At 59.7% G+C, this 25,013-nt stretch carries 24 protein-coding genes; 12 read left to right on the forward strand and 12 right to left on the reverse strand.

What is annotated here, in order from left to right; translation table 11 throughout:
* Positions 1 to 3: 3 nt before the first annotated feature.
* From tssI to A9G06_RS16720, 4 genes are all read right to left on the reverse strand, one after another.
* A complete protein-coding gene (gene tssI / locus A9G06_RS16700; protein WP_069555923.1) occupies positions 4 to 2,085 on the reverse strand; it encodes a type VI secretion system tip protein TssI/VgrG in 2,082 nt (693 codons plus the stop codon).
* Positions 2,086 to 2,448: 363 nt separating this feature from the next.
* Entirely contained in the window at positions 2,449 to 2,967 is a 519-nt protein-coding gene (gene hcp1, locus A9G06_RS16705) for a type VI secretion system effector Hcp1 (protein ID WP_005332563.1), read from the reverse strand.
* A 226-nt stretch (positions 2,968 to 3,193) separates the two neighbouring features.
* Positions 3,194 to 3,994 carry a LuxR family transcriptional regulator gene (locus A9G06_RS16715; protein ID WP_069555925.1) on the reverse strand — a complete coding sequence of 267 codons (801 nt, stop codon included), beginning with the start codon at positions 3,992 to 3,994 and terminating at the stop codon, positions 3,194 to 3,196.
* A 216-nt stretch (positions 3,995 to 4,210) separates the two neighbouring features.
* Positions 4,211 to 6,316: a TonB-dependent hemoglobin/transferrin/lactoferrin family receptor gene (locus A9G06_RS16720; RefSeq protein WP_069555926.1), complete on the reverse strand. Its 2,106-nt coding sequence runs from the start codon at positions 6,314 to 6,316 to the stop codon at positions 4,211 to 4,213.
* Between the two features lie 192 nt (positions 6,317 to 6,508).
* Here A9G06_RS16720 and A9G06_RS16725 point away from each other — a divergent pair, with 192 nt between their 5' ends.
* From A9G06_RS16725 to A9G06_RS16735, 3 genes are read left to right on the forward strand one after another with little or no spacing between them, the layout of a single operon-like run.
* Complete coding sequence (locus A9G06_RS16725) at positions 6,509 to 7,480, forward strand: ChaN family lipoprotein (RefSeq protein ID WP_069555927.1); 972 nt, start codon at positions 6,509 to 6,511, stop codon at positions 7,478 to 7,480.
* 25 nt (positions 7,481 to 7,505) lie between these two features.
* Entirely contained in the window at positions 7,506 to 8,060 is a 555-nt protein-coding gene (locus tag A9G06_RS16730) for a cysteine hydrolase family protein (protein WP_069555928.1), read from the forward strand.
* Between the two features lie 37 nt (positions 8,061 to 8,097).
* Positions 8,098 to 8,481 (forward strand): hypothetical protein, encoded by a 384-nt coding sequence (locus A9G06_RS16735; RefSeq protein ID WP_069555929.1) that lies wholly within the window; start codon positions 8,098 to 8,100, stop codon positions 8,479 to 8,481.
* A gap of 87 nt (positions 8,482 to 8,568) precedes the next feature.
* On the opposite strand, the gene hutZ is transcribed toward A9G06_RS16735, so the two are convergent.
* Both hutZ and hutX read right to left on the reverse strand, forming a co-directional pair.
* Positions 8,569 to 9,126: a heme utilization protein HutZ gene (gene hutZ, locus A9G06_RS16740; RefSeq protein ID WP_005335257.1), complete on the reverse strand. Its 558-nt coding sequence runs from the start codon at positions 9,124 to 9,126 to the stop codon at positions 8,569 to 8,571.
* A complete protein-coding gene (gene hutX / locus A9G06_RS16745; protein WP_005362516.1) occupies positions 9,123 to 9,635 on the reverse strand; it encodes a heme utilization cystosolic carrier protein HutX in 513 nt (170 codons plus the stop codon). Before hutX ends, hutZ begins: the two co-directional genes overlap by 4 nt.
* Before the next feature lie 170 nt (positions 9,636 to 9,805).
* Here hutX and A9G06_RS16750 point away from each other — a divergent pair, with 170 nt between their 5' ends.
* The 5 genes from A9G06_RS16750 (at position 9,806) to pepE (ending at position 15,071) form a co-directional block, all read left to right on the forward strand.
* Complete coding sequence (locus A9G06_RS16750; protein WP_069555930.1) at positions 9,806 to 10,657, forward strand: hemin ABC transporter substrate-binding protein; 852 nt, start codon at positions 9,806 to 9,808, stop codon at positions 10,655 to 10,657.
* Positions 10,654 to 11,685 (forward strand): iron ABC transporter permease, encoded by a 1,032-nt coding sequence (locus A9G06_RS16755; RefSeq protein ID WP_083243815.1) that lies wholly within the window; start codon positions 10,654 to 10,656, stop codon positions 11,683 to 11,685. The genes A9G06_RS16750 and A9G06_RS16755 overlap by 4 nt, the downstream gene beginning before the upstream one ends.
* Before the next feature lie 11 nt (positions 11,686 to 11,696).
* Positions 11,697 to 12,509, forward strand: a complete 813-nt coding sequence (locus tag A9G06_RS16760) for a heme ABC transporter ATP-binding protein (RefSeq protein ID WP_069555932.1) — start codon at positions 11,697 to 11,699, stop codon at positions 12,507 to 12,509.
* Positions 12,510 to 12,739: 230 nt separating this feature from the next.
* The gene (locus A9G06_RS16765; RefSeq protein ID WP_069555933.1) at positions 12,740 to 14,101 is read left to right on the forward strand and encodes an endonuclease/exonuclease/phosphatase family protein; all 1,362 of its coding nucleotides are present in this window, start codon (positions 12,740 to 12,742) and stop codon (positions 14,099 to 14,101) included.
* Positions 14,102 to 14,345: 244 nt separating this feature from the next.
* On the forward strand, positions 14,346 to 15,071 hold the full coding sequence (gene pepE, locus A9G06_RS16770) for a dipeptidase PepE (RefSeq protein ID WP_069555934.1): 726 nt from the start codon (positions 14,346 to 14,348) through the stop codon (positions 15,069 to 15,071).
* 103 nt (positions 15,072 to 15,174) lie between these two features.
* On the opposite strand, the gene A9G06_RS16775 is transcribed toward pepE, so the two are convergent.
* The 4 genes from A9G06_RS16775 to dnaB are packed head-to-tail and all read right to left on the reverse strand — an operon-like array spanning position 15,175 to position 18,253.
* Positions 15,175 to 15,543 carry a secondary thiamine-phosphate synthase enzyme YjbQ gene (locus tag A9G06_RS16775; protein WP_367141902.1) on the reverse strand — a complete coding sequence of 123 codons (369 nt, stop codon included), beginning with the start codon at positions 15,541 to 15,543 and terminating at the stop codon, positions 15,175 to 15,177.
* Positions 15,544 to 15,593: 50 nt separating this feature from the next.
* Complete coding sequence (gene alr, locus A9G06_RS16780; protein ID WP_069555935.1) at positions 15,594 to 16,667, reverse strand: alanine racemase; 1,074 nt, start codon at positions 16,665 to 16,667, stop codon at positions 15,594 to 15,596.
* A gap of 57 nt (positions 16,668 to 16,724) precedes the next feature.
* The gene (locus A9G06_RS22495) at positions 16,725 to 16,859 is read right to left on the reverse strand and encodes a hypothetical protein (protein ID WP_290439009.1); all 135 of its coding nucleotides are present in this window, start codon (positions 16,857 to 16,859) and stop codon (positions 16,725 to 16,727) included.
* Entirely contained in the window at positions 16,859 to 18,253 is a 1,395-nt protein-coding gene (gene dnaB, locus A9G06_RS16785; protein WP_069555936.1) for a replicative DNA helicase, read from the reverse strand. The genes A9G06_RS22495 and dnaB overlap by 1 nt, the downstream gene beginning before the upstream one ends.
* Before the next feature lie 363 nt (positions 18,254 to 18,616).
* Here dnaB and A9G06_RS16795 point away from each other — a divergent pair, with 363 nt between their 5' ends.
* Positions 18,617 to 19,477 (forward strand): TIM44-like domain-containing protein, encoded by an 861-nt coding sequence (locus A9G06_RS16795; protein ID WP_069555937.1) that lies wholly within the window; start codon positions 18,617 to 18,619, stop codon positions 19,475 to 19,477.
* Positions 19,478 to 19,673: 196 nt separating this feature from the next.
* Here the strand turns inward: A9G06_RS16795 and ushA are convergent, their stop codons facing one another.
* On the reverse strand, positions 19,674 to 21,398 hold the full coding sequence (gene ushA / locus A9G06_RS16800) for a bifunctional UDP-sugar hydrolase/5'-nucleotidase UshA (protein WP_069555938.1): 1,725 nt from the start codon (positions 21,396 to 21,398) through the stop codon (positions 19,674 to 19,676).
* Between the two features lie 267 nt (positions 21,399 to 21,665).
* Here ushA and A9G06_RS16805 point away from each other — a divergent pair, with 267 nt between their 5' ends.
* The 3 genes from A9G06_RS16805 to A9G06_RS16815 all read left to right on the forward strand — a co-directional run bounded on the left by A9G06_RS16805 (position 21,666) and on the right by A9G06_RS16815 (position 23,469).
* A complete protein-coding gene (locus A9G06_RS16805; protein ID WP_043820861.1) occupies positions 21,666 to 22,010 on the forward strand; it encodes a DUF2956 domain-containing protein in 345 nt (114 codons plus the stop codon).
* Positions 22,011 to 22,153: 143 nt separating this feature from the next.
* Positions 22,154 to 22,489: a hypothetical protein gene (locus A9G06_RS16810; protein WP_005358483.1), complete on the forward strand. Its 336-nt coding sequence runs from the start codon at positions 22,154 to 22,156 to the stop codon at positions 22,487 to 22,489.
* A gap of 113 nt (positions 22,490 to 22,602) precedes the next feature.
* Positions 22,603 to 23,469, forward strand: a complete 867-nt coding sequence (locus A9G06_RS16815; protein WP_069555939.1) for a hypothetical protein — start codon at positions 22,603 to 22,605, stop codon at positions 23,467 to 23,469.
* Positions 23,470 to 23,524: 55 nt separating this feature from the next.
* Here the strand turns inward: A9G06_RS16815 and A9G06_RS16820 are convergent, their stop codons facing one another.
* Positions 23,525 to 24,931, reverse strand: a complete 1,407-nt coding sequence (locus A9G06_RS16820; RefSeq protein ID WP_005348258.1) for a sigma-54 dependent transcriptional regulator — start codon at positions 24,929 to 24,931, stop codon at positions 23,525 to 23,527.
* Positions 24,932 to 25,013: the final 82 nt, after the last annotated feature.

Here is a 25,013-nt window from a genome sequence, read left to right on the forward strand (position 1 = left end):
TCCTTATTCAGAAAAGAGATAGAACGCAGCGGGCTTCTCTTCTTTCAAGAGCGCCTCCATAGCCTTCTCGGTGGCAATCGCCTTGACCAGTTCAACCAGTTCCGGTGCTTTGACCACCTCGACCCCTTTGGGAGTAACGGGAGCCTGACCAGCCCAGCCAGAGCCTGCTCCCGGGCTGCCGCCGGCATTGAGTTTGATGGCGGGGCCCACCAACTTGATGCCGCTCGGGTCAACTTTCATAAAGCTGCCCCCCCCCTTGAGGGTGATCTCGGATCCAGCCTCCAGCACCAACTTGTCACCCACCTTGATATGTACCTCTTCACCCGCTTCCACCAAGAGGGATTGACCCAGCTTCTGGTGCATGGAGGTATCCACCGTCAGCGAATAGTCCGCCTTGATGTGGTCGCGTTTTTCGCCTTCAACTGTCAGGTGGTCATTACCGAGGCTGGGCGGAGCGCCATCCTTACCCGGCACTTTTCTGATGCGGGTCACCCGCTCGTTGTCGATGTCGGTGTGCTGGTCGTGCTTGATGTGCCACGCCGCATCATATTCGATAAGCACGTTCAGGTCTTTCTGACCGTGAATATAAATCTCTTCCTGCCCCGCCTGGTCTTCAAAACGCAGCTCGTTAAAGCCCTCGCCCTGGTGGGTTTCGGTGCGCAGCACAGTGCGGGTCTTGTTGGCCGGCAGCTCGTAAGGTGGCCGGTTGGTGGCGTGGAAGGTACGACCGGTTACGATGGGCTGGTCGGGGTCTCCTTCCAGAAATGAGACGATGACCTCGTGGCCAATGCGCGGAATCGCCATCATGCCATATTGGCCTCCGGCCCAGCCTTGCGATACTCGTACCCAGCAGGAGCTCTGGTCGTTGGAGCTGCCGTAGCGGTCCCACGGGAATTGAAGCTTCACCCGGCCATGTTCGTCGCAGTAAATCTCCTCCCCGTCGGGGCCAACCACCATGGCGATTTGCGGGCCATCCACCATCGGTTTGTGGGGCGCTTCGGGGCTACCAATACGCGCTCGCCAGGTAGTGCCGGCTTTGACCACGCCAAATTCGTTGTGGTAGACGGTCGGGCCGCTACCGCCTTCCTCCTCCAGTGCCTGGGGTTGTTCACCGGTGTGGCGGATATGAACGATTTGCCAGTCGCTGTTGAGGCTGCCGTTCGGATGTTCGGTGAGTGAGAAGTGCTGGCCCGGCAACAAGGCGGCGCTATTGGACTTGCCACTGCCCACCACCGCGTCATTACGCAGCGCATCGAGCCGGTACTGGGCAAACGCCTTGCCGCTCGGGTCCAGCTTGTAGCGACCCGGATAATCGAAGTGCTGGTAGGTATCCCGTTGGTGCTCGAGTTCGCTACCCTGCTTTTTATGGGAGAGGCCATAAGCCGGGGTCTTGAAGCTGTAGTCTTTCAGCTCCACATCCGAGGGGCGCACCGATTCGCGGTAGTGGAACTGACGGACATAGGCGCCCTGTTCCAGCGAACGGTTGCCGAGGTTGAAGAAGAGCTCTGGGCCTTGGGTCAATGCAGCTGCATCGTCGGCAAATACGATGCGATGCTTGCCTGCTTCAAACTCGTGGAAGTAGAACAGCCCCTCTTCGGCAGCGAGGCGATTCACAAAATCGAGGTCGGTCTCCCGATACTGCACGCAGTATTCCCGCTGGGCGTGCTCGTTCTTCAGCGCAAAAGCGTAGTCGGTAATGCCGTGCTCTTGCAGCAGGATACTGAGGATTTCGTCAGGCTTCTGCGCCTGAAAGATGCGGGAGTTCTGGCGAAGACCCAGTCGCCACAGGGCCGGTTTGACTTGCAACTGATAGCGGGTACGACGAAAACCGCTATCCCCTTGGGCAAACTCGCTCACAACCCCGCAGACCCTTCGCTGCAGCTCGCCGTTGTACCACACCATGAGCTCGCAGGGCTGGTCCAGCACGGTGCCAAAGTCGACATCGGGCTGGCTGCTGGCCAGCTCAAGGCGCAGGTTGAACGGCCGGTTCAGCCCCTCGTCCAGCTGGAAACTCGCCACCACGAAGGTGCTCTCGGGCAATGCCCCCACCTTGACGGTAAATTGCAATCCGGTTTGATTAGCCATGGCTCTCCCCTCTTGTCACGGCCACGCGATGTCTGCGCCCTTGCCAACTCTCGCGCCCATACACGCCCTCGCCGCGCAGCCACGCTACCGCCCTCTCCGGTGCCGCAAGGGCCACCAAAGATAAGGGGGATAACAGGTTACGAGCGGTTCGGGTCTGCATCACAGGACACCCTTTAGTGCTTTGCCATCCCTCCGCACTCACCGGCAGGGCACCAAACCCCGGCAGGGGGATGGCAAAACAGAAAAGCTCCAGCCAACCCGTTGGCCAGGCTGGAGAAAATGCACAGTACAAGAAGCCGGTTGAACAACCGGCTCAAAGACACATTACTACTTACAAGGAATACCAAAGTACCGAAGCAAGGCTTACGCCTCGATGGGGGCGCGCCAGTCGTCCGCACCGGAAGTACCGGCAACGGTGTGCTCCCAGTCAATCTTGCGGTAAGCCATGGAGACCTGGATAAGCTGGGTGAAGTCAGACTTCGCCGGGTCCTGGCAGTGCGGCATCTGGCAGTCGATGTCAACGATGGTGGCATCGGTCAGCACGGTAGAGAAGAAGTGCTCCTGCTTGCCCTCAACGGAGGTGCGGTACCACTTCAGGGTCACTTTCGGCAGCATCTCGCCGGAAGCCAGAGAGTTGTACATCAGCGGTACGGCTTTGTTCAGCGCCACGGTGAACTTGAACGGCTTGTGGACACGCTGACCGGCAGGCTGACCGGATTGCGGGTCAGTCGGGACGGTGACAACGTGCTGGAACTCTTGTACCAGCATCTCGTCTTCGTGACCTTGTACGAAGATGTTGCCGACGGAATCGGAAGTGAAGGCACCGGCGGTGATATTGCCCTGGGTTTTACCTTCGATGCTGATATAACATGGAGTTGGCATGGGTATGCTCCTAAATAGATTGGTTAAACGATATAGCACTCGACCAACACTTAGCAGCGACCATGCCATTTTTTTATCCCTTATTTATCAATCTGTTACCTTCCGCCAGTTCTCGCTCTACCTACATGGGTGCAATAAGTTGCGCAATGTCATTGCACTCACTGGCAAAACTGACCTTTTCAGTAATTTCATCTACGTAATGAGCAAGCTTTTGCGTTAGGCAGCATCATGCACTGTTATCATCCACATTTTCGATTTGTGCCGTGTCAATGTTCAGTCTGACAATCCCCTGCATCAGTGCCCAGGATATCGCCTGATTTTTGCTGCTTGCCCCCAGCTTCTCCGCGATCCGTTCAAGATGGAAAGTGACGGTTCTGGGCTTGATCCCCAGGATCTGGGCAATATCGCTCACTTGCTTGCCTTCGGCGGCCCATTGGCACACCTCCAGCTCCCGTAGCGTCAGATCTTCCTGAGGAAGCTTCACGGCAAGACAAACACGGGCTACCGCCTCGAAGACATGCACCGCCAGCCAGCTTAAAAAGGGAATAGCCGTCAGCCACTGATGTTCGGTTCGTGGCGTACGAGTGATCAATGACAGCAAGCCAACATGGCCATTCGCCCCGTGCCAAGGAATCGTGATCCCGTCGCGCAGCCCCATCTCTTGTGCCTGCCGCATCACTTCTAAACCAGCAATGTCCTGCTGATCGCAACACTCGGAGATCAGGTTGGCCCAGAGGATTGGGGTGCTCTGCTTCATTCCTTTACGCACAACGGGATCTACCGCAAAGAAACGCTGTCTGTCATAGGCCTGCACCCACTCGACAGGACAGCCGTTGAAAATCCTCACATCAGGACGCTGAATCGAACTGGGAAAGATGAATCCCAGCCGGAAGTGGTCAAATCCCATCTGCTGGCTCAGAGTTCGCAACAGAGTCACTATGGTCTGCTCGTCAGAGGCCTCATTGAAGCGGGTAATCAGCTCAAGTGCATCGGCGGTGTCGAGGAAAAAGTGCGATGTCGAAGTCAAAAGCGAGGCACACCCATTGTAAAGAATTACTAAATGTCATTAACAATGAATCAAATAGCATAATATCTCGCCAACACAAAGAAAAAGGCGAAGCCAATGAATAACATGGCTTGAGCGGGTCACCTCACACCTGGCTACATGTATAAAAAATCCCCGCCTGTCAGGGCGGGGATCCGGTGCGGGCAACAGCCCGAGATCACTGCGTGTGTTGTCTTTTTAGAATACGTATTTGACCCGTGCACTCAGGTTGCGGCCCGGTTCGGTCATCATGCTGTTATCGGAGCCCTCGGCACGACCGGCGATGCGCTCGTAGCTGGTGTACTCCTTGTCAAACAGGTTGAAGACCCCGACGTTGAGCTGCAGGTCGGTCATCGGGTTGAACTGGGCGTACATATCCACCACACCCCAACCGGCGCTCTTCACGTAATCGTTGCCTTTGCTGTCTTTACGGACTTTGTCCATGTCGTCAGCAAAGCGCAGCGCGGTGTTGAAGTTCCATTGGGACTGCTCCAGACGCACACCGACCGAGCCGTTCAGCGGGCTCAAGCTGTTGATGTAGTTACCATCCCCATCCTTGCCCTCGATGTAGGCCAGATTGCCCCAGACATTGACGATGTCGTTGAGCCAGTAGTCCGCCTTGGCTTCGACCCCTTTGGTGGTCGCCTTGCTCAGGTTCTGGTACTGGTAGACGGCGGTGCGCCCCTCTTTGCCCACTTCCACCATCTCGATGAAGTCTTCAAACTTGTTGTAGAAGCTGGCTACTTCATAGCTGAAGCCGTGGCTGTTGCCACGCACGCCGAGATCGATGCCGTCGCTGCTCTCCGGATTGAGGTTCGGGTTGGGCTCGATGCGATAGCCGTACGCCTGATGGTTCAGGGTGGAGAAGGCGCTGTCATACATGGGGGCCTTGAAGCCGTGGCTGTACTGGGCGAACAGGTTGGCCGCCTCGTGGGCCTTGAACACCAGACCCAGCTTGGGTGACAACTCCCCTTCGGAGAACTTGTGCAGCTTGTCGCCGGTGTAGGCCGGATCGTTGTCCGGGGTCATCCGGTAGTAGTCATAACGGGCTCCCGGGGTCAGCACCCAGCGCTCGCCAAACTTGATTTCGTCAAAGGCCCACAGGGCGCTGCGCTCGCTGGTGGTAGCCGGGAAACTCAGCTCGTTGTAGCCGACAAAATCACCGGGAGTCGTCGGCCCCTTGTAACGGGTACGTTCGTTGTCGGTGTGCTCGTATTCAGCCCCCCAGGCCAGGCGGTGGTTGGCGACCGCCTTGTGGAACTGCAACTGGGCGCCGATGTTCTTCTGATCGAACACGTTGTGATCCAGCGAGTTTTTGGTCACATAGGGGTTGCCGGGGCTGACCGGATACTTGGATGAGGCGTACTGATCCAGCGTCTGCTTGGTGCGGGCGAAGTAAACCTTGCTATCCATCCGATCGGCCCAGCCTTGATTCAGCGCGATGCCGTGATCCAGCACCACCGAGAGGTTGTCGGTCTGCTTGTCGGTGATGGGCTGATCAAAGACACGGGCAGTACCGGTACCGACCTTGTTGAGCTTGACCGCATCCGGCTCCTCGCCATCGGTCAGGTAGTCAACGGTCAGCTTGAGGAACTGCTCATCGGAGAGATTCCACTTGCTCTTGAGCAGCAGGGCGTGGGTACCGATGTCGAAGTCGTTCTTGCTGGAGTCGTAATTCTGGGTCACACCGCCATCGCGCCAGGTGTAGCGCAGCAGGTTCTCCACTTCGCCAGTGCGCAGGGCGCCGGTAAAGCCCGCCATCTTCTGGTGGCTGCTGGAGGCGTAACCGCTTGTCACGTCCAGATAGCTGTCCTTGCCTTTGAGGAAGTCACTGGCATCCTTGGTGGTGATGGCAATCACACCACCCAGCGCATCGGAACCGTAGGCGGCAGACGCCGGCCCCTTGGCCACTTCTACCTGCTTGATCATGTCGGTATCGAAGTAGCTCTGACCGACACCGCCCTTGCTGTAGGCATCGTTCTGGCGCACGCCGTCGCGCACCACCTTGACCCGGTTTTCACCCATGCCGCGGATGACGAAGGTCTGCGCATCCCCCTGACCGCCGAGCACGGTCACACCGGGTTCGTAGCGGAACAGGTCGGCGACATTGGTGACGACCTGCTCTTCAATTTGCTTGGCGGTGATCACCGAGATGGGGCCGGAGACATCTTCCAGTTTTTGCTCCATCCGTGAGCCGCTGACGACCACGACTTCATCCGCCTTCTGGTTGGCAGCAAAGACCTGGGAGGAGAGACCGGCCGCCACGGCGAGGGCAACCAGAGAGAGTGCGTTATGATGGGTCACAGCGAATCCTTATTGAGAACTGTTATCAAACAGGCCGCATATTACCCGGCTCTCGACAAAGATCAACAAGAAACGAAATCATTCTCATTTGTTTTGAACCAAATTGGTTTTACACTGTCGCCCTGTGTTGCCCTTATTCTCTATTAGCCCCCGAGATGCACCGGCATCCGGGCATATCAGCCGTGAGATCCCATGATTAGACGACTTCCCCTGCTCGCCCTGCCGCTGCTACTGGCAGCCTGTGCCACCCCAACCCAGCCAAACGTGTCATCACAGTTGCAGACGCTCTATGACTACCGGCTAAGTAGCGAGGGAGATGCAGACCTGACGCAGGAGCAAGCAATCGCGCGCATTGCCGACGCCGACATCATTCTGGTGGGTGAGCTGCACAGCCATCCCGCCGTGCATCTGTTGCAATCGCGCCTGCTGAGCGGGCTCTACACCGCTGGCCAGCAGCACAGGCGGCCATTGGCCCTCTCCATGGAGCAGTTCAGCCGCGCCGATCAGAAGACGCTGGATGCCTATCTGGCGAACCAGATTGGTGAAGCGGCCTTGATCCGCGAAGGCAACGCCTGGCCCAACTATCCGAGCGACTACCGCCCGCTGGTGGAGTTTGCCAAGGCTCACCAGATGCCGGTGATCGCCGCCAACGCCCCCAAGCCCCTGGTGAGCTGTGTCGGTCAGGAGGGGGCTGAGTGGCTCGACAAACTGCCAGCCACACGTCGCAGCCAGCTGGCCCGCCAGCTGACGCTGGGGGATGACCCCTATCGCCAGAAATTTATGGCCTCCATGCACCACGGCGATGCCGACAGCAACGCCCGCCGCTTCGCCGCCCAGACCAGTTGGGATGACACCATGGCCGAGAGCATGGTGGATTATCTCGCCAAGCACCCGGGCCAGCAGATCATGCATATCGCCGGCAATTTCCACGTCGAGGGGGGGCTTGGGCTCGCCAGTCGCATCGCCAGCCGCAATCCGGCCCTCAAGGTAGCGCTGGTCGTCCCCCGTACAGATGAGACCTCTGTTGCAGATCCCGCAGCCGATGTGCAGGTAACCATCATGCCGCTGCCTAAGCGCTGGCAAAACAGTGACGAGATGAAGCAAGATATGGGCGCGCTGCATCAATCCCGCAGTCGTGACTGCAGCCAGTGGCTGCAACCCTAATCTTCCAGGAAACGGCGGGTAAAATATGGATGTGTTACTGATCATCGATGTGCAGCAAGGCTTGTTCAACGAGCCCCGTTACCGCCAGGAGCAGGTGCTGGCCAATATCAACCGGGCTGCGGCCCATGTCAGGCAGCAACAGGGACGGGTCATCTATATCCAGCATGACTCGCCCCCCGGTACCGAACTGGAACCGGGCACACCGGGTTGGCAGTTGCACAGTACGCTGCAACCGGCCAAGGGAGAGAGCCGGGTGCGCAAAACGGCATGTGACAGCTTTCTCGACACCGAGCTCGCCTTCCTGCTGGCCGAGCAGCCGGTCGATCGACTCATTCTCTGTGGCTGCGCCACCGATTTTTGCGTCGACACCACGGTGCGTAGTGCCGCCTCCCATGGGTACGAGGTGCTGGTATTGAGCGATGGTCACACCACCGCCGATCGCCCCCACCTGAGCGCGGCCCAGATCACCGAGCACCATCACTGGATGTGGCGCCACCTCAGCCTGCCGGAGGGGCGCAATGTGACCCTGCTCACCACCGACGAGCTGCTGGCAGTAACACCCGCCCTGCAGCCGTGCTAATCTGCGAGCCTCGCCTCGTTTCTCACTGGAGTCTGTCGTGCGCCTGTTGTCTGCCACCCTGTTGTTGATTGTTCCCCTGCTGTCGGCCTGCTCCAGCTTGCCCGGACAGAAGTATGACGGGCCGGAACCCCTGTTTCTGACCCATATCAACGAGGAGGGGAGCAAGCGGTTCACCTTTGAAGCCGCGCCCAACGACACCTTGCCGCGCGGCCTATCGGCGGCCCAGAGCCAGCGGTTGCTGGAGCAGCGGGAAGCCTTGCAGGAGAACCTGCTGACCGAGACCCTGGCGACCAAGCAGTATTGCCGCCAGGGCTACATCGTACTGAGCCAGACCTCCTGGAAGGTGCGGGGAGAGTGCAACGAAACGGCCACAGACGCCGATCGTCGCGCTTTTCCCAACAAGGACAGCTGGCAGGATTGAACAGGCCGGATGAGATAACGCAATAAAAACGGGCAGCCAATTGGCTGCCCGTTTTGTTATGACGGCTGTCATGGTCGACAGGGATCGTCAGACCGGCGCATCGGCCGGGCTGGTGAGCTCGGCACCGTTGTCGATGCGCTTGTGCCCTTCCACCAGATGGACGAAATCCACCAGCTCGTCACCGGAGACCGCAAACGCCTGGCCGAAGCCCTTGACGAACAGCCCCTGCTCCGGCTTGAGGCGGAACAGTTTGAAATCCTTGAGGTTGGAGAGACCCTTGATGATCTCGCCAAAACGCCCCTCCAGCGCAGCGACCGCCTTGCTCCAGCGCGCATCGTCACGGGCCACCACTTCGGCCACCGCATCGAAGGTCAAGCGCTTGCGGGCAAACAGCTCGCGGGCACCACTCTCATCCTCGATCAGCATCAGGGATACCCGAGGCACCTGTTGCAGGTTGCGGGCGTGGCGGGCGATCTCGGAGATCAGCACATAGTAACCATCTTCCTGTAGCACAAACGGGGCATAGCTGGCGTTGGGATTGCCTTCGCCATCGACGGTGGCGAGCTGCAGGGTACGGCAGCTGTCGCGAAACTCGCGGATCTCCGGTTGCAGGCGGTTCTGCAGACGCTCCTGACGTTCACTCATGCTTTGACTTCCTCTTGAGAGTTGTGGCGCAGCGCCATAAAACGGGTGACCTGATCGGCCAGCAGCTGGCGTTTCTCGTCGCGACCCAGATAGACTTTGAAAATGCAGCGGCCGGAGTGACCGAAGAACTGGAAGGAGTGCCCCTCCTTGCCCATGAACAGCTTGCTGACCAGCGCAATCCCCGCCACGTTGTCGAGCTTGAGGTGACCATGCAGCTCACCGTCGCGGCCCATCAGGTTGTAGTAACCGCGTGCGTCCTTGCCTTTCGGGAAGGGGGCTTTTACCTCGAAGATGGAACCTTCTGATTCGACGATGGTGGTCACCGGGCCCCAGTCGGCCAGATCTTCCAGCAGACCTTGTGCGCGATCGGCGGGCAGCAGGGTCACCAGCTCGGCGGGCAGATGGCGAACCACCTCCCATTCGCTGATGGCGAGCTGGGCCGCCAGGGTGGACGGATGAGCGCCGGGATCCTGCTCCAGCAGCGCGTGAATGCGTTGTGCAATGCTCATGTTTTCTCCCTCTGCGGGACCATGTTGTCCCGCTGTTTATCATGGCGGCTACTCTAATAAAGCACCGAAACCAATGCAATTGATAATTGCTATCATTATCAGTGCATTTTTTCCAAAGCCTTGATATTCTCGGCGGCACACCCGTTTCATTCACCCCTTCGGAGGTTAGCATGGGCCGTCGTCTTGCCCTCGCCATCACCCTGCTCTGCAGTTCACTCTCTTCCTTCTCTGCCGTTGCTGCCGACGGACAGAAAGAGCGTATCGTCAGTATCGGCCCGGCCACCACAGAACTCATTCTGGCCCTTGGCGGTGAATCAAACCTGATCGCCACCGATGTCAGCAGCCCCTTGCCAAAAGGGTTGCCCAAGGTGGGTTATCACCGGGCGCTGGCCGCCGAAGGGATCCTGAGCCTCTCCCCCACCCGACTGGTGGGCAGTGACGAGATGGGGCCGGCCCCGACCCTGGATCAGCTGCGCCGTGCCGGGGTCAAGGTGGAGGTGCTGGATACCGCGCCGACTCTCGCCAACCTCAACCAGCGCATCGACACCCTCTCCAGCCTGCTGGGCGATAAAGCAGCTGGCGATCGCCTAAAGGCAGAGATCCAGGCCCAGACCGATCAGCTGGCGGCGCAAGCCAAACAGAACAAACCGCTCAAGGTCGCCTTCCTGCTGCTGCACAAGGGGCAACCCACCAGCATCGCCGGGGGTGACACCACTGCCAGCGCGCTGATCTCGCTGGCAGGCGGCATCAATCCGGTCGCCGAGTTGCGCAACTACAAGCCGGTATCCGCAGAATCCCTCATCGAGATGCAGCCCGATCTGGTGCTGGTCAGCGGTCGTGACTGGCAGCAATATGCCGACCCGGCCAAGGTGCTGGCAGAAGTGCCCGCCCTGGCCGCCACCCCGGCTGGCAAGCGCAACGCCATTCATGCCATCGACGGCCACGCCCTGCAAGGGGGCCTTAGCCTCAACTCCCTGCAACAGGCGAACCAGATCGCCCAGTGGATCAAGCAGGGGTCATAATGCGGTTACCCCTCTCCTGGCTGCTGGCCTTCACCACGGCCGCACTGGCGCTGTTGCTGCTCGGTTCGCTGGCAACCGGCCCCATGACCCTCACCTTGGGCGAGAGTCTGCGGGCGCTGTTTGCCGGGCAGGAGAGCGGGATAGAGTCACACAAGCTGCTGATCGTGCAAGAAATTCGCCTGCCGAGAACCCTGCTCTGCATCGCAGTGGGGGGGATTCTCGGGCTCTGTGGCGCCGTGATGCAGGGGCTGTTTCGCAACCCTCTGGCTGACCCCGGCATCATAGGTGTCTCCGGCGGTGCGGCGCTTGGGGCGGCGCTCGCCATCGTGCTGCTAGCCCCCCTCGGCCAGCAGCTGCAAACCACCATTGGGATTGGCCTGCTACCGCTGCTCGCCTTTCTCGGCGGCGCGCTCACCACCACCCTGGTCTATCTGCTCGGCACCCGTGAGGGCGGCACCTCGGTCACTGTCATGCTGCTGGCCGGGGTCGCCATCACGGCGCTCTCCGGTGCGGTGATCGGCCTGCTCACCTATCTGGCGGACGATCAGATGCTGCGCAACCTGAGCCTGTGGCAGATGGGAACGCTGGCGGCAGGCAAACCGGCCGATGTAGCGCTGGCCCTGCTCACCCTGGTGGCCCTGCTGTGGCTCTTTATGCGCGATGCCAATCCACTCAACGCCCTGCTGCTGGGTGAAGGAGAGGCCCGTCATCTGGGGGTCAATGTGCAATCCCTCAAACGTCGCCTGATTTTGCTCACCGCAGCGGGCGTCGGGGTGGCGGTGGCGGTATCGGGGATGATCGGCTTCGTCGGGCTGGTGGTGCCTCATCTGGTGCGCCTGCTGGCGGGTCCCAACCATGTCAGGTTGCTGCCGCTCTCGGCCCTGCTTGGCGCTGCCCTGCTGCTGGCAGCCGATATGCTGGCACGCACCCTGCTGGCCCCGGCCGAGCTGCCGGTGGGCATCATCACCGCTCTGCTCGGCGCCCCCTTCTTCATCTGGCTGCTGGTAAAAGGCCGCCGCGCCCTGTGATACGGACTGTTATGCAACCACTCTTATCCTCACTCTCCGCCCCCCTGTTGAGCTGCAGCCGACTCAGCCTGCGCCGTGGCCAGCGCCAGATCCTGGATGGGCTCGATCTTAGTCTCGAGAGCGGTACCCTCACCGCGCTGCTCGGCCCCAACGGGGCGGGCAAGAGCTCGCTGCTCAAGTGCCTGACCGGCGAGCTGGAATATGAGGGTTCCATCACCCTGTTTGGCGCGGCTCGCCAGCAGTGGGACAGCAGCCAGCTGGCCCACCGGCTCGGGGTATTGCCGCAAAGCTCCTCCCTCAACTTCCCCTTTCTCTGCGAGGAAGTGGTCGCCATGGGGCGCTTGCCCCACAGTGAACCGACGGCGCGGCGTGACGAAATTGTGGCTGCGGCCATGACCCATGCCGGGGTCGAGCATCTGGCCAAGCGGCTCTATCCCGGGCTCTCCGGCGGCGAGCGGCAGCGGGTGCAGTTTGCCCGGGTGCTGGCGCAGATCTGGCAGGCCCCCTCTCCGACCGAGCAGGCCGAGCAACCCCGCCTGCTGCTGCTCGACGAACCCACCTCGGCGCTGGATCTGAAATACCAGCATCAGCTGCTCACCATGGCGCGCGCCCTGGCAAGCCGCAATACAGCAGTACTGGTGGTGCTGCACGACCTCAATCTGGCGGCGCGCTATGCCGATCGGCTGGTGATGCTGGAGCGGGGCAAGCTGATGGCCGATGGCACGCCTGCCGAGGTGCTGACCCCTGAGCTGATCGCCCGTCTCTATGACTATCCGGCACAGGTGCTCCACCACCCCGAGAGCGGCCTGCCGATGGTGGTGTGACAAATTCAGAGTGCGGTAACGGCTGGAAGCGCGCTATTCATCCCGGAAACTGCAGCGTATAAACCGGTTTTTCACACCCCATATCGCCCTGCTAACATTCATCATTGCCAGATATGTGGTGTGAATATCCTCACACTTTACTCAGGCAAAACCCCCGCAGCATCACCGTCTACTTATAATGGCGCCGCCTCACAGAAGGCATAACTCATTGATGCTACGGAATAATTACAATGAAAAATATCAACAAGACCCTACTGGCTGCCGCCATCTCTCTCGGGATGCTGGCTGGCTGCAACAGCGACAACGACTCAAAGGCAGCTGATCCCATGGTTCGTTTTGCCACCTTCAACCTCTCTTTTGACCGCACTGCCGCCGGTATGCTGACCGGTGAGCTGGCCTTGACCCGCACCGAGCAGGATGCCCTGCTGGCCCGCCTCGCCGAAGGGAGCCTGAGCGGCGCCACGGAAACCAAAGCCAAGAACGTGCAGCAGATCCGCAACGTGGCGGAGATCATCCAGCGCACCCGCCCGGATGTGTTCCTGCTCAACGAGTTCGACAACGACGGCAAAGGCGAGAGCACCGCCGATCTGAAAGCCTTCAACGACAACTATCTGGCCCACGCCCAGCACGCAGAGGTGACGGCCATCAGCTATCCGGTGATGCAGAATTTCGCCACCAACACCGGCCTGATGAGCGGTTATGACCTCAATCTGGATGGCAAAGTCAACAGCGGCCCCGACGATGCCTGGGGCTTTGGCAACTACCACGGCCAGTATGCCTTTGCGGTGATGTCCAAATACCCCATCGACACCAAGCAGATCCGCACCTTCCAGAACTTCAAGTGGAAGGATATGCCGGGCGAGCAGAATCCCATCATCGATGACTGCAACAATCCCAAGGTCAAGATCCCGGCCAGCCGCCAGTGTGGCGATGCCTGGTATTCAGACGCAGCCTGGCAGCAGTACCCGCTCTCCTCTAAGAACCACGCCGATGTGCCGGTACGCATTAAGACCGAGAAAGGGGAAGAGGTGATCCACTTCCTGATCTCCCACCCGACCCCGCCGATCTTTGCGAACGCGGCGCGTCACACCGTCAAGCACAACCGTGCCGAGATCGCCTTCTGGAACGACTACGTCAAGGGTCTCAGCTACATGACCGATGACAAGGGCACCAAGGGTGGGCTGGCCAAAAACGCCAAGTTCGTTATCGCAGGCGATCTCAACGCCGATCCGCTCACCGGTGACGGCGACCTGACCGCCATTCAGGATCTGCTAAACAACCCGCTGATGAATCAGACCATCACCAATGGCACCCTGATCCCGGTCAGCGAAGGGGGCCCGGAGTGTGTCAGCAAAGGGGCCGACTGCAAACGCAACCTCACTCGCCCCAACCCGGAACGCATCACCAACTCCAGCGTGCTGCAGCTGGATCACGTCATCCCCTCCGCCAACCTCAACGCGGTCAAGAGCGGCGTCTTCTGGCCTGCCAGCTTCGAGGCCGGTTATCACCTGGTCTATGATGCGAAACTCGGCATCGCCAAGGGAGTCAGCTCGGATCACCGCATGGTGTGGGTCGATCTCAAACTCGACTAACTCTGCCATGACCCCGCTGCGGCGGGGTCTTTTCTTAGCGATGACTGGCGAGTTGACCACGGCTCATTAATCCACCGCTTGGCATTGAGTTATCCATCCATAACTCATCCATAGCCGTTGAATAGGCCCTCCGATCACAGAACCGCCGCGCCAATGGTGGTAGCATGCCTCCTCTTGCCATCCGGCCGCACGACGGATCCGGTGGCCCTCCCTCCTCCGCTTTCACTTTTTGAGGAACGATTTGATGGAACTGCTTCTGCTTAGCAACGGTAAAGCCAACGAATTTCCCGGCCTGCTCGGCTGGGCCCGCGACCGGGTGCAGAGCCTGCTGGCTCGCAAACAGGCCAAACGCATTCTGCTCATCCCCTACGCGGTGATCCGCAGCGACTGGGATGCCCGCGCCAACGAACTTACCGAGAGCCTCGGGATCGAGACCATCAGCATTCACCACTTCGATGATCCGGTCGATGCCGTCAATCAGGCGGACGCCATCTTTATCAGCGGCGGCAACACCTGGCGCCTGAATCAGCTGCTGCATGAAAACGGCCTGATCGTGCCGATCCAGCGTGCCGTGCGCGAACGGGGCGTCCCCTATGTGGGCTGGAGCGCCGGTTGCAACGTGGCGACCCCGAGCATCCGCACCACCAACGACATGCCGGTCTGCAACGCCGCCGTGCTGCCCGCGCTGGGCCTGTTCCCGTTGCAGATCAACCCCCACTATCTGGACGCCAGCATCAGCGGCCACATGGGCGAGACCCGCGACGAGCGTCTGGCCGAATTCTGCGCCATCAACCAGAGCGAATACGTAGTGGCTCTGCGCGAAGCGAGTCTGTTGCAGATCAGCGGCGACACCGTTGAGTACTGGAGCGCCCGCGAGCAGGATTTCAAGATCTTCAAACACGGCCAGGAGCCGCAAGCCTTTATGGACGCGAGCCCGCTGGCCGAGCTGACGCCGTTCAAGGTGCGCTGAGCGCCACCGGCAAGCGGATAGCTCATAAAACCGCAGAAATAACAGAGGGATGGCTCGGCGCCATCCCTCTTTTTATTGGTCTTTTGACTCAATACCGATCTGGCTACTCCCCCTGCAGGGTCACCAGCACCTTGCGGGCGCCGCCATCGACGCGATGTTCGCCAAGCCAGATCCCCTGCCAGGTGCCGAGCGCCAGCTGACCGTCACGGATCGGCAGCAGCAGACTCACCCCGAGCAGGGAGGATTTGATGTGGGCGGGCATGTCGTCCGGCCCCTCATAGGTATGGCGATAATAGGGGGCATCCTCCGGCGCCAGCCGGTGCAGATGGGCCTCCATATCGCTGCGCACGCTCGGATCGCAGTTCTCGTTGAGGGTGAGCGAAGCGGAGGTGTGTTGCAGCAGCAGGTGGGCCATGCCGATCCGGTAATCCGCCAGCATCGGCAGCTTGGCCACCAGCTCGTCAGTCACCAGATGAAAGCCCCGCTAACGGGGCTTTAAGGTCAACAGGCACTGCTGCCACATCAGACGTATTCCATAAAGACGCGGGAGGTGAGCTTGGTGATGAGCTCGTAGGGGATGGTGCCAATCTCGTCGGCCACCCGCTCTACCGGCAGCCCCTCGCCCCATAGCACCGCCTCGTCACCAGCCTTGTCGGTCGCGCCCGGCCCCAGATCCACCGTGCTCATATCCATAGAGACACGCCCCACCAGCGGCACGATGCGGCCGTTGACCAGCACGGAAGTGCCATTGGGCGCCATGCGCGGATAGCCATCACCGTAGCCGATGGCGATAACCCCGAGCCGGGTATCGCGATCCGACACCCAGTTGGCGCCATAGCCCACCGGCTCGCCCGCCTTGTGATCCCGCACCGCAATCAGCTGGGTCTTCAAGGTCATCACCGGCTGCAGGTCGTAATCGGCCGCCACCGTGTTGGGGAAGGGCGACACGCCATAGAGGATGACACCGGGGCGAACCCAGTCGCAGTGGGAGTCTGGCCAGGCCAGAATGCCCGCCGAGTTGGCCATGGCCCGCTCGCCCGCCAGCGGTGCGGTCAACTTGCTGAACAAGTCGATCTGCTCGCGGGTAGTGGGCTGCTCTAGCTCATCGGAGCGGCTGAAGTGGGTCATGATGTTGAACGGCTGCACCACGTTCTTGCACTTGCCGAGTCGCTCGATAAAGGCGGGCATCTCGTCGGCCCGTACCCCGAGGCGGTGCATGCCGGTGTCGAGTTTGAGCCAGGCCACCACGGGGGCAGGCAGCTCGACCTGTTCCAGCGCTTCGAGCTGCTCCCAGGTGTGAACCGCCGTCTGCAGATTGTTGGCCGCCAGCACCGGCAGATCGTCGGCGGAGAAGAAGCCCTCCAGCAGCACGATGGGTTTGACCACGGCGCAGGAGCGCAGCATCAGCGCCTCTTCGATACGGGCCACCGCATAGGCATCCGCATCCACTAGGGTGCGGGCGACCGGCAGCAGTCCGTGGCCATAGGCGTTGGCCTTGACCACAGCGATGATCTTGCAATCGGGAGCGTGGCGCTTGACCACGGCGAGGTTGTGGCGCAAGGCCGCAGTATTGATTTGGGCAGTAGCCGCTTTCATGGTTTTCCCTTACGAGGGCACAAATGGTCTCCCCCTCATCGGGCAGAAGACCGCCACTCACTTATCGTCGTCGAAGGCCGGACCGGCATAATTGTCGAACCGGGAAAACAGGCCCTGAGCGGCAGCCAATGACTGGCTATCGATCAGGGCAGTCGTGGTAATGACGAAATCGCCATCACCTTGGGTTTGCATCAATAATCGTCGTCAAACGCCGGGCCGGCGTAGTTGTCGAACCGGGAGAACTGACCCTGGAAGGTGAGACGCACCCGGCCGATGGGGCCGTTACGCTGCTTGCCGATAATGATCTCGGCAATCCCCTTGTCAGGGCTGTCATCGTGATAAACCTCATCACGATAGATAAACATGATCAAGTCCGCATCCTGCTCGATGGAGCCCGATTCACGAAGATCCGAGTTGACCGGGCGCTTGTCGGCCCGCTGTTCCAGACTTCGGTTCAGCTGGGAGAGCGCCACCACCGGGCACTGCAGCTCTTTCGCCAAGGCCTTGAGGGAGCGGGAGATCTCGCCGATCTCCAGGGTCCGGTTATCGGAGAGCGCCGGCACCCGCATCAGCTGCAGGTAGTCCACCATGATCATGGATAGGCCGCCATGCTCGCGCGCCACCCGACGGGCACGGGAGCGCACATCGGTCGGGGTGAGGCCGGAGGCGTCATCGATATACATCTTGCCCTTCTCCAGCAGCAATCCCATGGTGGAGGAGAGGCGCGCCCAATCCTCGTCGTCGAGCTGACCGGTACGCACCTTGGTCTGGTCGATGCGACCGACCGAGGCGAGCATACGCATGATGATCTGCTCGGAGGGCATCTCCAGCGAGAAGATAAGCACCGGCTTGTCGGCAGTGAGGGCCGCATGCTCGCAGAGGTTCATGGCAAAGGTGGTCTTGCCCATGGAGGGACGGGCCGCCACGATGATCAAGTCCGAACGCTGCAAACCGGCGGTCATCTTGTCCAGATCGTTGTAACCGCTCGATACCCCGGTCACACCGTTGTGGGGGGTCTTGAACAGCTCTTCAATCTTGTCGACAGTCTGCTCGAGGATGAGCTTCAGGGGCTGGGGCCCCTCGTTGGCGCTGGTGCGCTGCTCGGCAATCTTGAATACCTTGCTCTCGGCAAGATCGAGCAGATCGCCTGAGGTACGGCCCTGTGGCTCGTAGCCCGCTTCGACTATCTCGTTGGCGACCGAGATCATCTCTCGCACTACCGCCCGCTCACGCACGATCTCGGCGTAGGCACTGATGTTGGCGGCACTCGGGGTGTTCTTGGCGATCTCCACCAGATAGGCGAAGCCACCGGCCTCTTCCAGCTGTTCGGAGCGCTCCAGCTCCTCCTGCAAGGTGATGAGATCGATGGGGTTGCCCGCATTGGAGAGGCGGGTCATGGCCTGGAAGATCAGCCGATGCGGGCGGCTGTAGAAATCCTTGTCGATCACCCGCTCGGCGACCCGATCCCAGGCCTCGTTGTCCAGCATCAGGCCGCCCAGTACGGACTGTTCGGCCTCAAAAGAGTGGGGAGGAACTTTCAGCTGTTGTGTCTTGGCGTCTTTTTTCGCCGTCACTTGCTCTGCCATACACATAAAAACCGCAGCGGGAAGGGGACGGGAATTTTACAAAAGAAAGCCAACTACGGCGAGCCCTATCTGGCGGCTCATACCATCATAAAGGGCCAAACCAGAGTCTGCTCTACCTTGACCATTTTGATTTTGCTTCGCATTTTGCGCTCCTTGCGACTCAATCTTCTGCTTTTCATCCGGTTTACTCCTCTTGTTTGACGCCGCATCGCGGCAACCTCGTTCATGAATAATTCATGCCAGAGGTGATATTGATGAATACAAGCTGCGACACAATTAGGGACAGGCAGCCTGCCATGCGCCTTGCTGAGCTTGCCAAAGCGGAGCATGCCCCACCCACAGACGAGAGTGAAAAGAGTCAAAATGAAAAAGATGCTGACCCTGTTTGCCGTGATCCTGGCCATTGGCCTGGGGGCACCTCACGCCGAAGCCAAGAAATTTGGCGGCGGTAAATCCTTTGGTAAAAGTTACAAAACTGCGCCGGCCCAGCCTGCGGCCAAACCGGTCGACAACAAGAATCCGACACTGAATGCCCAGACGCCGCCGAAAAAGAGCAGCATGATGGGTGGCCTGCTGGGCGGCCTGCTGGCCGGTGGCCTGTTTGCCTACCTGCTGGGCAGCGGTGCCTTTGAAGGTCTGCAAGGAATGGACTTCCTGCTGATCGCTCTGCTGGCGCTGGGTGCCGTCTTCCTGATCCGTACCCTGCGCAAGGGCAAGGTCGCGACGCCACAGCCACAACAAGCTGCCTATGCGGGCTATCAGCCACCGCAATCCGCTGCCCCGCAACAGTTTGAGCAGAGCAACAGCGCACCGCAAGCCACCGGCTTTGCCGACAGCGACGTGCCGTTCCGCCTGCCGCCGGGCTTTGACATGAACAGCTTCCTGGCCGGTGCCCGCGATCACTATCGCACCCTGCAAGAGGCGTGGAACAAGAACGATCTGGAAAAGGTGCGCGAGTACGTCAGCCCCGAGCTGTTTGAGCAGCTCAAAGCCGAGCGCGCCGAACTGACTGGCGACCAGCATACGGAAGTAATGTATGTGGATACCCAGCTGGTACGCGCCGACTACGGCAGCGACTGGGCTCAGGTGAGCGTGCGCTTCAGCGGCCGCTACATGGACCGTCAGGAGCAGGTCGAAGAAGACATCAAAGAGGTGTGGCACCTCGAGCGCGATCTGGCCAAGAACAATGCCCCCTGGCATATCGTTGGTATCGAGCAGCTGTAAGGTTCAGATTGTCACTACGCAAGAGGCGGCCCATAGGCCGCCTCTTTTCATTTCATCCCCTCACCTGACCTCATACAGGCGATGGCTATCGTCATTGATAATTGAAGAGTTGTAACCGCCACCCAAACAACGACAAAAGGCAGCCACCGGCTGCCCTTTGGGATCGCATCTGGGGGCTATGCGCCCCGCTGACGAATCAGTTACACCCTTCGGTAGAGGCTGAGTTCAGGTAGCTCACCTCATTACCTGGCTGATAATCGGCCACGTTGATGGTCTTCTTGATCTCGATGTACTCCTTCAGCACGGCAGCATCCACCAACCCGGCGTTGATGGTATCGATCTTCGGATAGCCGTCACCACCGGAGGCGCTGAAGCTCGGGATCGCGAAGCTGTAGGTTGCTGCCGGATCAAACGCCTTGCCACCGATACTGGTGATATTGACGCTCTTGGCCTGGCAATCCACCGCCATGTTGATACCGCCAAACTGGGCATAACCCCCGGTATTGCGGGTCTTGCTTGCCACCTGGCCCAGATAGGTCGCCAGCTCGCTTCCCTTCATGACAGCCTTGTTGACCGTGTTGCCAAACGGGTGCACCAGCAGCACGCTGCGGTAGGTGATATCACCGGCCGGGATGCTGTCACGGACGCCGCCAGAGTTGACGATACCAAAGTCGACACCCAGCTTGCTGCTGGTCGCCGTGGTGATGAGGCGACCCAGGTTGGTCTGCTTGTTGCGAACCGAGTTGCGATCACCAACCAGCAAGCCATCTGCCGAGCCAATGACGACATTCAGCTCTTGCTGACCTTTCTCCTGATAACCCAGCAGGGTGTTATACAGCTCGGGATCCTTGGTGATCTCGTCCTGTACGAACTGCATCTTGGTCGGGTCCTTGGTTACGGCGCCGTTGGCATCGATCGCCTCGCCCTTGGCGTTGCGTTTGATGAGGTTGACCGGGATCAGGTCATAGCTGGTCAGGGTCAATTTGCCATTCTGGTACTCAAACTGGGCACGGCCCACATACTTGCCCCACTCGTGGGCCTGCATGATCCAGGTGCCGTTTTGCTGGTCTGGCTGGCAGTTATCACCCGGTTTGAAATTGGCGTACTTGTTGGTGGTGCCCGGTTCCATACAGACCGGATTCTGGGAGTGGCCCCCAATGATGGCATCCAGAGTCCCTGCTGGCAGTGCACGAGCCATCTCTACATCGCCCGGCGCATTGCTGCCGTGCTGACCATTCTCGTAATGGCCCATGTGAGTGATGGCGAAGACCAGATTGGCCTCCTTGTTGCTGCGGATCTGCTGGCCCAGTTTGGCCGCTTCCGTAGTCGGATCGCGGAACTCCAGGGTCTGCACGTTGTTGGGGTCAACCAGCTGGGCGGTATCTTCGGTGGTCAGGCCCAGTACGGCAACCTTGAGACCGCTCTCCAGCTTGAACACCTTGTAGGGGTCAAAGTAGTGTTTGCCACTCGCCTTGTCATAGATGTTGGCCGAGAGCATGGGGAACTGGGCCCACTTGCGCTGCTTCTCCAGCACGCTGAGGGGGTTGTCGAATTCGTGGTTGCCCACTGCCATGGCATCGTAGCGAATGTTGTTCATCGCCATGAAGTCAGGCTCGGCATCCTGCAGATCCGACTCCGGCACGCCGGTATTCACATCACCACCGGAGAGAACCAGTACGTCACTGCCAGCAGCCTTGGCATCGGCACGCAGCTGCTCGACCAGAGTCTTCTGGGCAGCCATACCATACTCATTTTCAGCGTTGTGCCAGAAACGGCCGTGGGTATCGTTGGTGTGCAGTATGGTCAGTTTGCAGACATTTTCGGTGCAGGGTGCAACGGTGTCATTAGTCGAGGTATTACAGCCAGTCAGTGCAGCAAGCACGGCCAGTGCCACGCCGCCTTTGATAAAGTTATTATTCATTTCCATATCACCTTGATTGTTTTGTTATTTATCAACCCTGTCCAGCGGGTCGGGCGCCAATATAACAAACAACAGATGACCGTTTTTCATCGATGACTCACAAATTCTGCTAATTGTGATCTTCGGCCCAACATCCGGCTTCCTGCTGATTTATCAGGTTTTTTGTTGAGTGGTCACTCACTTGCCCCATCCCGCACCAAGGAGACGCCACCCGGACGCACCTTTATGGCATACTCCCCAGCCAGCCATGCCCGAGGAGATGATTTGATGGCCAAGTACGACAAGATTTCCCCCGAGACCCAGCAGGAGGCAATGAAAATTGCCCGTGCCAACCAGAAGCCGGGGCAAACCAAGGAACAGACCCAGCTTATCGCGCAAGGGATCCAGAAAGGCATCGACGAATACAAGAAACAGATGAAGGCGCGGGCCCGTGAAGCGAGCCGCCAGAAAAAATTGCAGGCCAAAGCCAGGCAGCCACAGGGCGCGCCCCAAACCGAAGAGCCAGACGATCAGCTGGAGCTGGTTGAAGTAAGCCATCAGCATCCCCTGCCCTGGATCTTGCTGGTGCTGAGCTGGCTGGGATTTGCGGCAGCCTGGTTCTGGTTGCACTAAGACGCGCTAACAAACCTTTATCCGGGATCCTCTTCACAGCCCGGGCCCGGGCTGCTGGTGATTACCTGCGAAGAGTGATTAAATCCCGCGCCTCTTGCACCGGACAACCGGTTTTTTGATGATCAGTTTTCAGGAAAGATGTTATGAACCCCGCTCCGCTCTATCTGCTGGCCCCTTTTGTTCTGTTCCTTGTGACCATGCTGCTCTATCGCATTTCGCCGCTGCGGGCGGTCGCCGCCGGTGGGGTACGCTGGTTTATCCTCCCCGCCTTCACCCTGTTTATTTTGCTGATCATCATCAATGGAGCCGCCGATCCCGCCCTGCGCGATCCGGCATTCCACTGGTTGATGCCGGGGCTTGGCTTTGCCCTGAGCCTGTTTCCGGCCCTGCCCAAGGCGCTGGTGCCACGGCTCGCCATCAAGGAGGGGGCCTTTGCCGCCCTCGGTCTGATGCTGATGAGCCTGGCCATGGTCTACTGATCGGCTGACCACAACCGTTAGCATGGCTCAAGGGGCGCTCTGTGACGGGCGCCCCTTGTACAAACAATGGCCTGCAGGCATCTTGGTGACAGGATAACCAGCAAGGAGGCCAGATGGACAATCCGCCCGATTTCATGGCGCTGTGGGATTATCAGGATCCCGCCGCCAGCGCCCTGCGTTTTCACACCCTTCTTCCCGAAGCGCGCGCCGCCAACCTGCAACTCGAACTGGAGTTGCTGACCCAAATTGCCCGTACCCATTCACTGCAGCGCCAATTTGCCGAAGCCCATCAGCTGCTCGACGAGATAGCGCCTCGCCTCACCGACACAACCCCCAGAGCGCGGATCCGGGCTCTGCTGGAACGAGGCCGCACCTTTAACTCGGCGGGCGACAAAGCCAGTGCCAAACCGCTGTTTGAACAAGCCTGGCAGTGGGGACTCAAGGAGAAGGAGACCTATCTTGCCATCGACGCCGCCCACATGATCGCCATCGCCGCACCGCTGGAAGAGCAGAGCCGCTGGCATCAACTGGCGATGGAGCTGGCGGAACGCAGCAGTGACGAGAAGGTGCGCGGCTGGCTGGCCCCCCTTTACAACAATCAGGGCTGGACCCTGTTCGAACTGGGCCGCTTTGAGGAGGCGAAAATCCAGCAACAGAAGTGCCTGGCCTGGCATCTGCAACATAACCAGCCGGCCAAGGCGTTTATCGCCCGCTGGAGTCTGGCTCGCCTGACCCGGGCCCAGGGTCAGCACCAGCAGGCGCTGGCAGAGCTGCACCAGCTCAAGGCCGATATGGCCGAGGCAGGCGAACCTGAGGATGGTTATCTGTTCGAGGAGCTGGGGGAGAATGCCTTGGTGCTGGACGATCCGCTGGCCGCGGAATACTTCTCCCGCGCCTGGTTTCTGCTGTCGCAAGACCGCTGGTTCAGCGCCAACGAGGGGGAACGACTGGCCCGCCTCAAGCGCCTCGCCAAACTCTGATCCCCCAAAATAGAAAGGGCGGCACGCTAGCCGCCCTTTCTGCTGGCAAGATGGTTCAGGCCCGATTGGACTCCTCCCACCCCTGTTTTTTACGGTAAATGGTGGAGGGGCTGATCTCGAGCAGGGCTGCTGCCTTGGGAATATTGCCGTCACAGCTGGCGATGGCCTGTTCGATCACCTCTTTTTCCACCAGCCAGAGCGGACGAATTGGCCCGTTGGCCACGCCGGTGGCGGCCGGAGCCGATGCCACCGCTGCCGCAATCGCAGCCGGCAGCTGGGGACGAACCCCATTGAGCGGTGGCGGCAGAATATCCGGGCTCACCAGCTCCTTGTCATTGAGCACCACGATATTGCGCACCACGTTCTGCAGCTCGCGTACGTTGCCAGGCCAGGGGTAGTCGAGCAGCACTCGCGCCGCCTCAACGTCAAAATCCTTGAAGCGTTTGTTCTCCTCCTTGGCGTAGCTCTGCAGCAGGGTACGCGCCAGCAGCAGGATATCCTCGCCCCGCTCCCGCAGCGGCGGCAGAGTGAGGGGAATGACGTGGAGCCGATAGTAGAGATCCTCGCGAAAACGGCCCGCTTTCACCTCCACCAGCGGATCCCGGTTGGTGGCGCAGATAAAGCGCACATCGACCGTCTCGAGCTTGCCGCTGCCGACTCGCTGCACTGTGCCGGTCTGGATAAAGCGCAGCAGCTTGCTCTGCAGATCCAGGTCCATCTCGCAGATCTCGTCGAGAAACAGGGTGCCACCATCAGCCAGACTGGCCGCCCCTTTGCGATCCCCCTGGGCGCCAGTAAAAGAGCCCTTCACATGACCGAAGATCTCGCTCTCCATCAGATCGTGGGGAATGGCGGCGCAGTTGAGGGCAATAAAGGGCTGTTCGCTGCGGGGACTGCACTGGTGAATCGCTTCGGCACACACCTCTTTGCCGGTGCCGCTCTCGCCAGTGATAAAGACGGTCGCCTTGCTGGGCGCCGCACTTTCGATGATGCGATAGACCGCCTGCATCGACATGGAGGCGCCGATAAAACCGAAGAAGGAGCTGCGCTCGAAGTTCTCCCGATAGTGGGCAACCAGCGAGCTCAACTGCTGGTGTTTCAAGGCATTGCGAACGGTGGCGCAGAGCCGCTTGCTGTCAAACGGCTTGGTCAGAAAATCGAAGGCACCGAGGCGCATCGCCTCCACTGCCACATCCACCGAACCATGGGCGGTGATCACTACCACAGAGCAGGGCAATTGCTGTTCGGTGATCATTTGCAGAATATCCATGCCGGACATATCCGGCAGTTCCAGATCCAGCAGCACCACGGGGGGAGGACTTGCCAGCAACTGCGCCAACGCCTGCTGACCACAGTCGGCCAGCACTACCTCGTACCCCTCCTGGCGCAAGTACTGTTCATAGACCACCGCCAGACTACGGGTATCTTCCACCAGCAGGACACGCGATTTATTTTCAGCCACTGGACTCATCCTTGTATTTGATTCTGCGATCTATTTTGCCTTATTTTCGCGCGCAAACCCAACGCCAAGACAGCTCTGTTAT

Origin of the sequence: Aeromonas sp. DNP9, from assembly GCF_001728955.1 — a bacterium.
Classification (GTDB): domain Bacteria; phylum Pseudomonadota; class Gammaproteobacteria; order Enterobacterales; family Aeromonadaceae; genus Aeromonas; species Aeromonas veronii.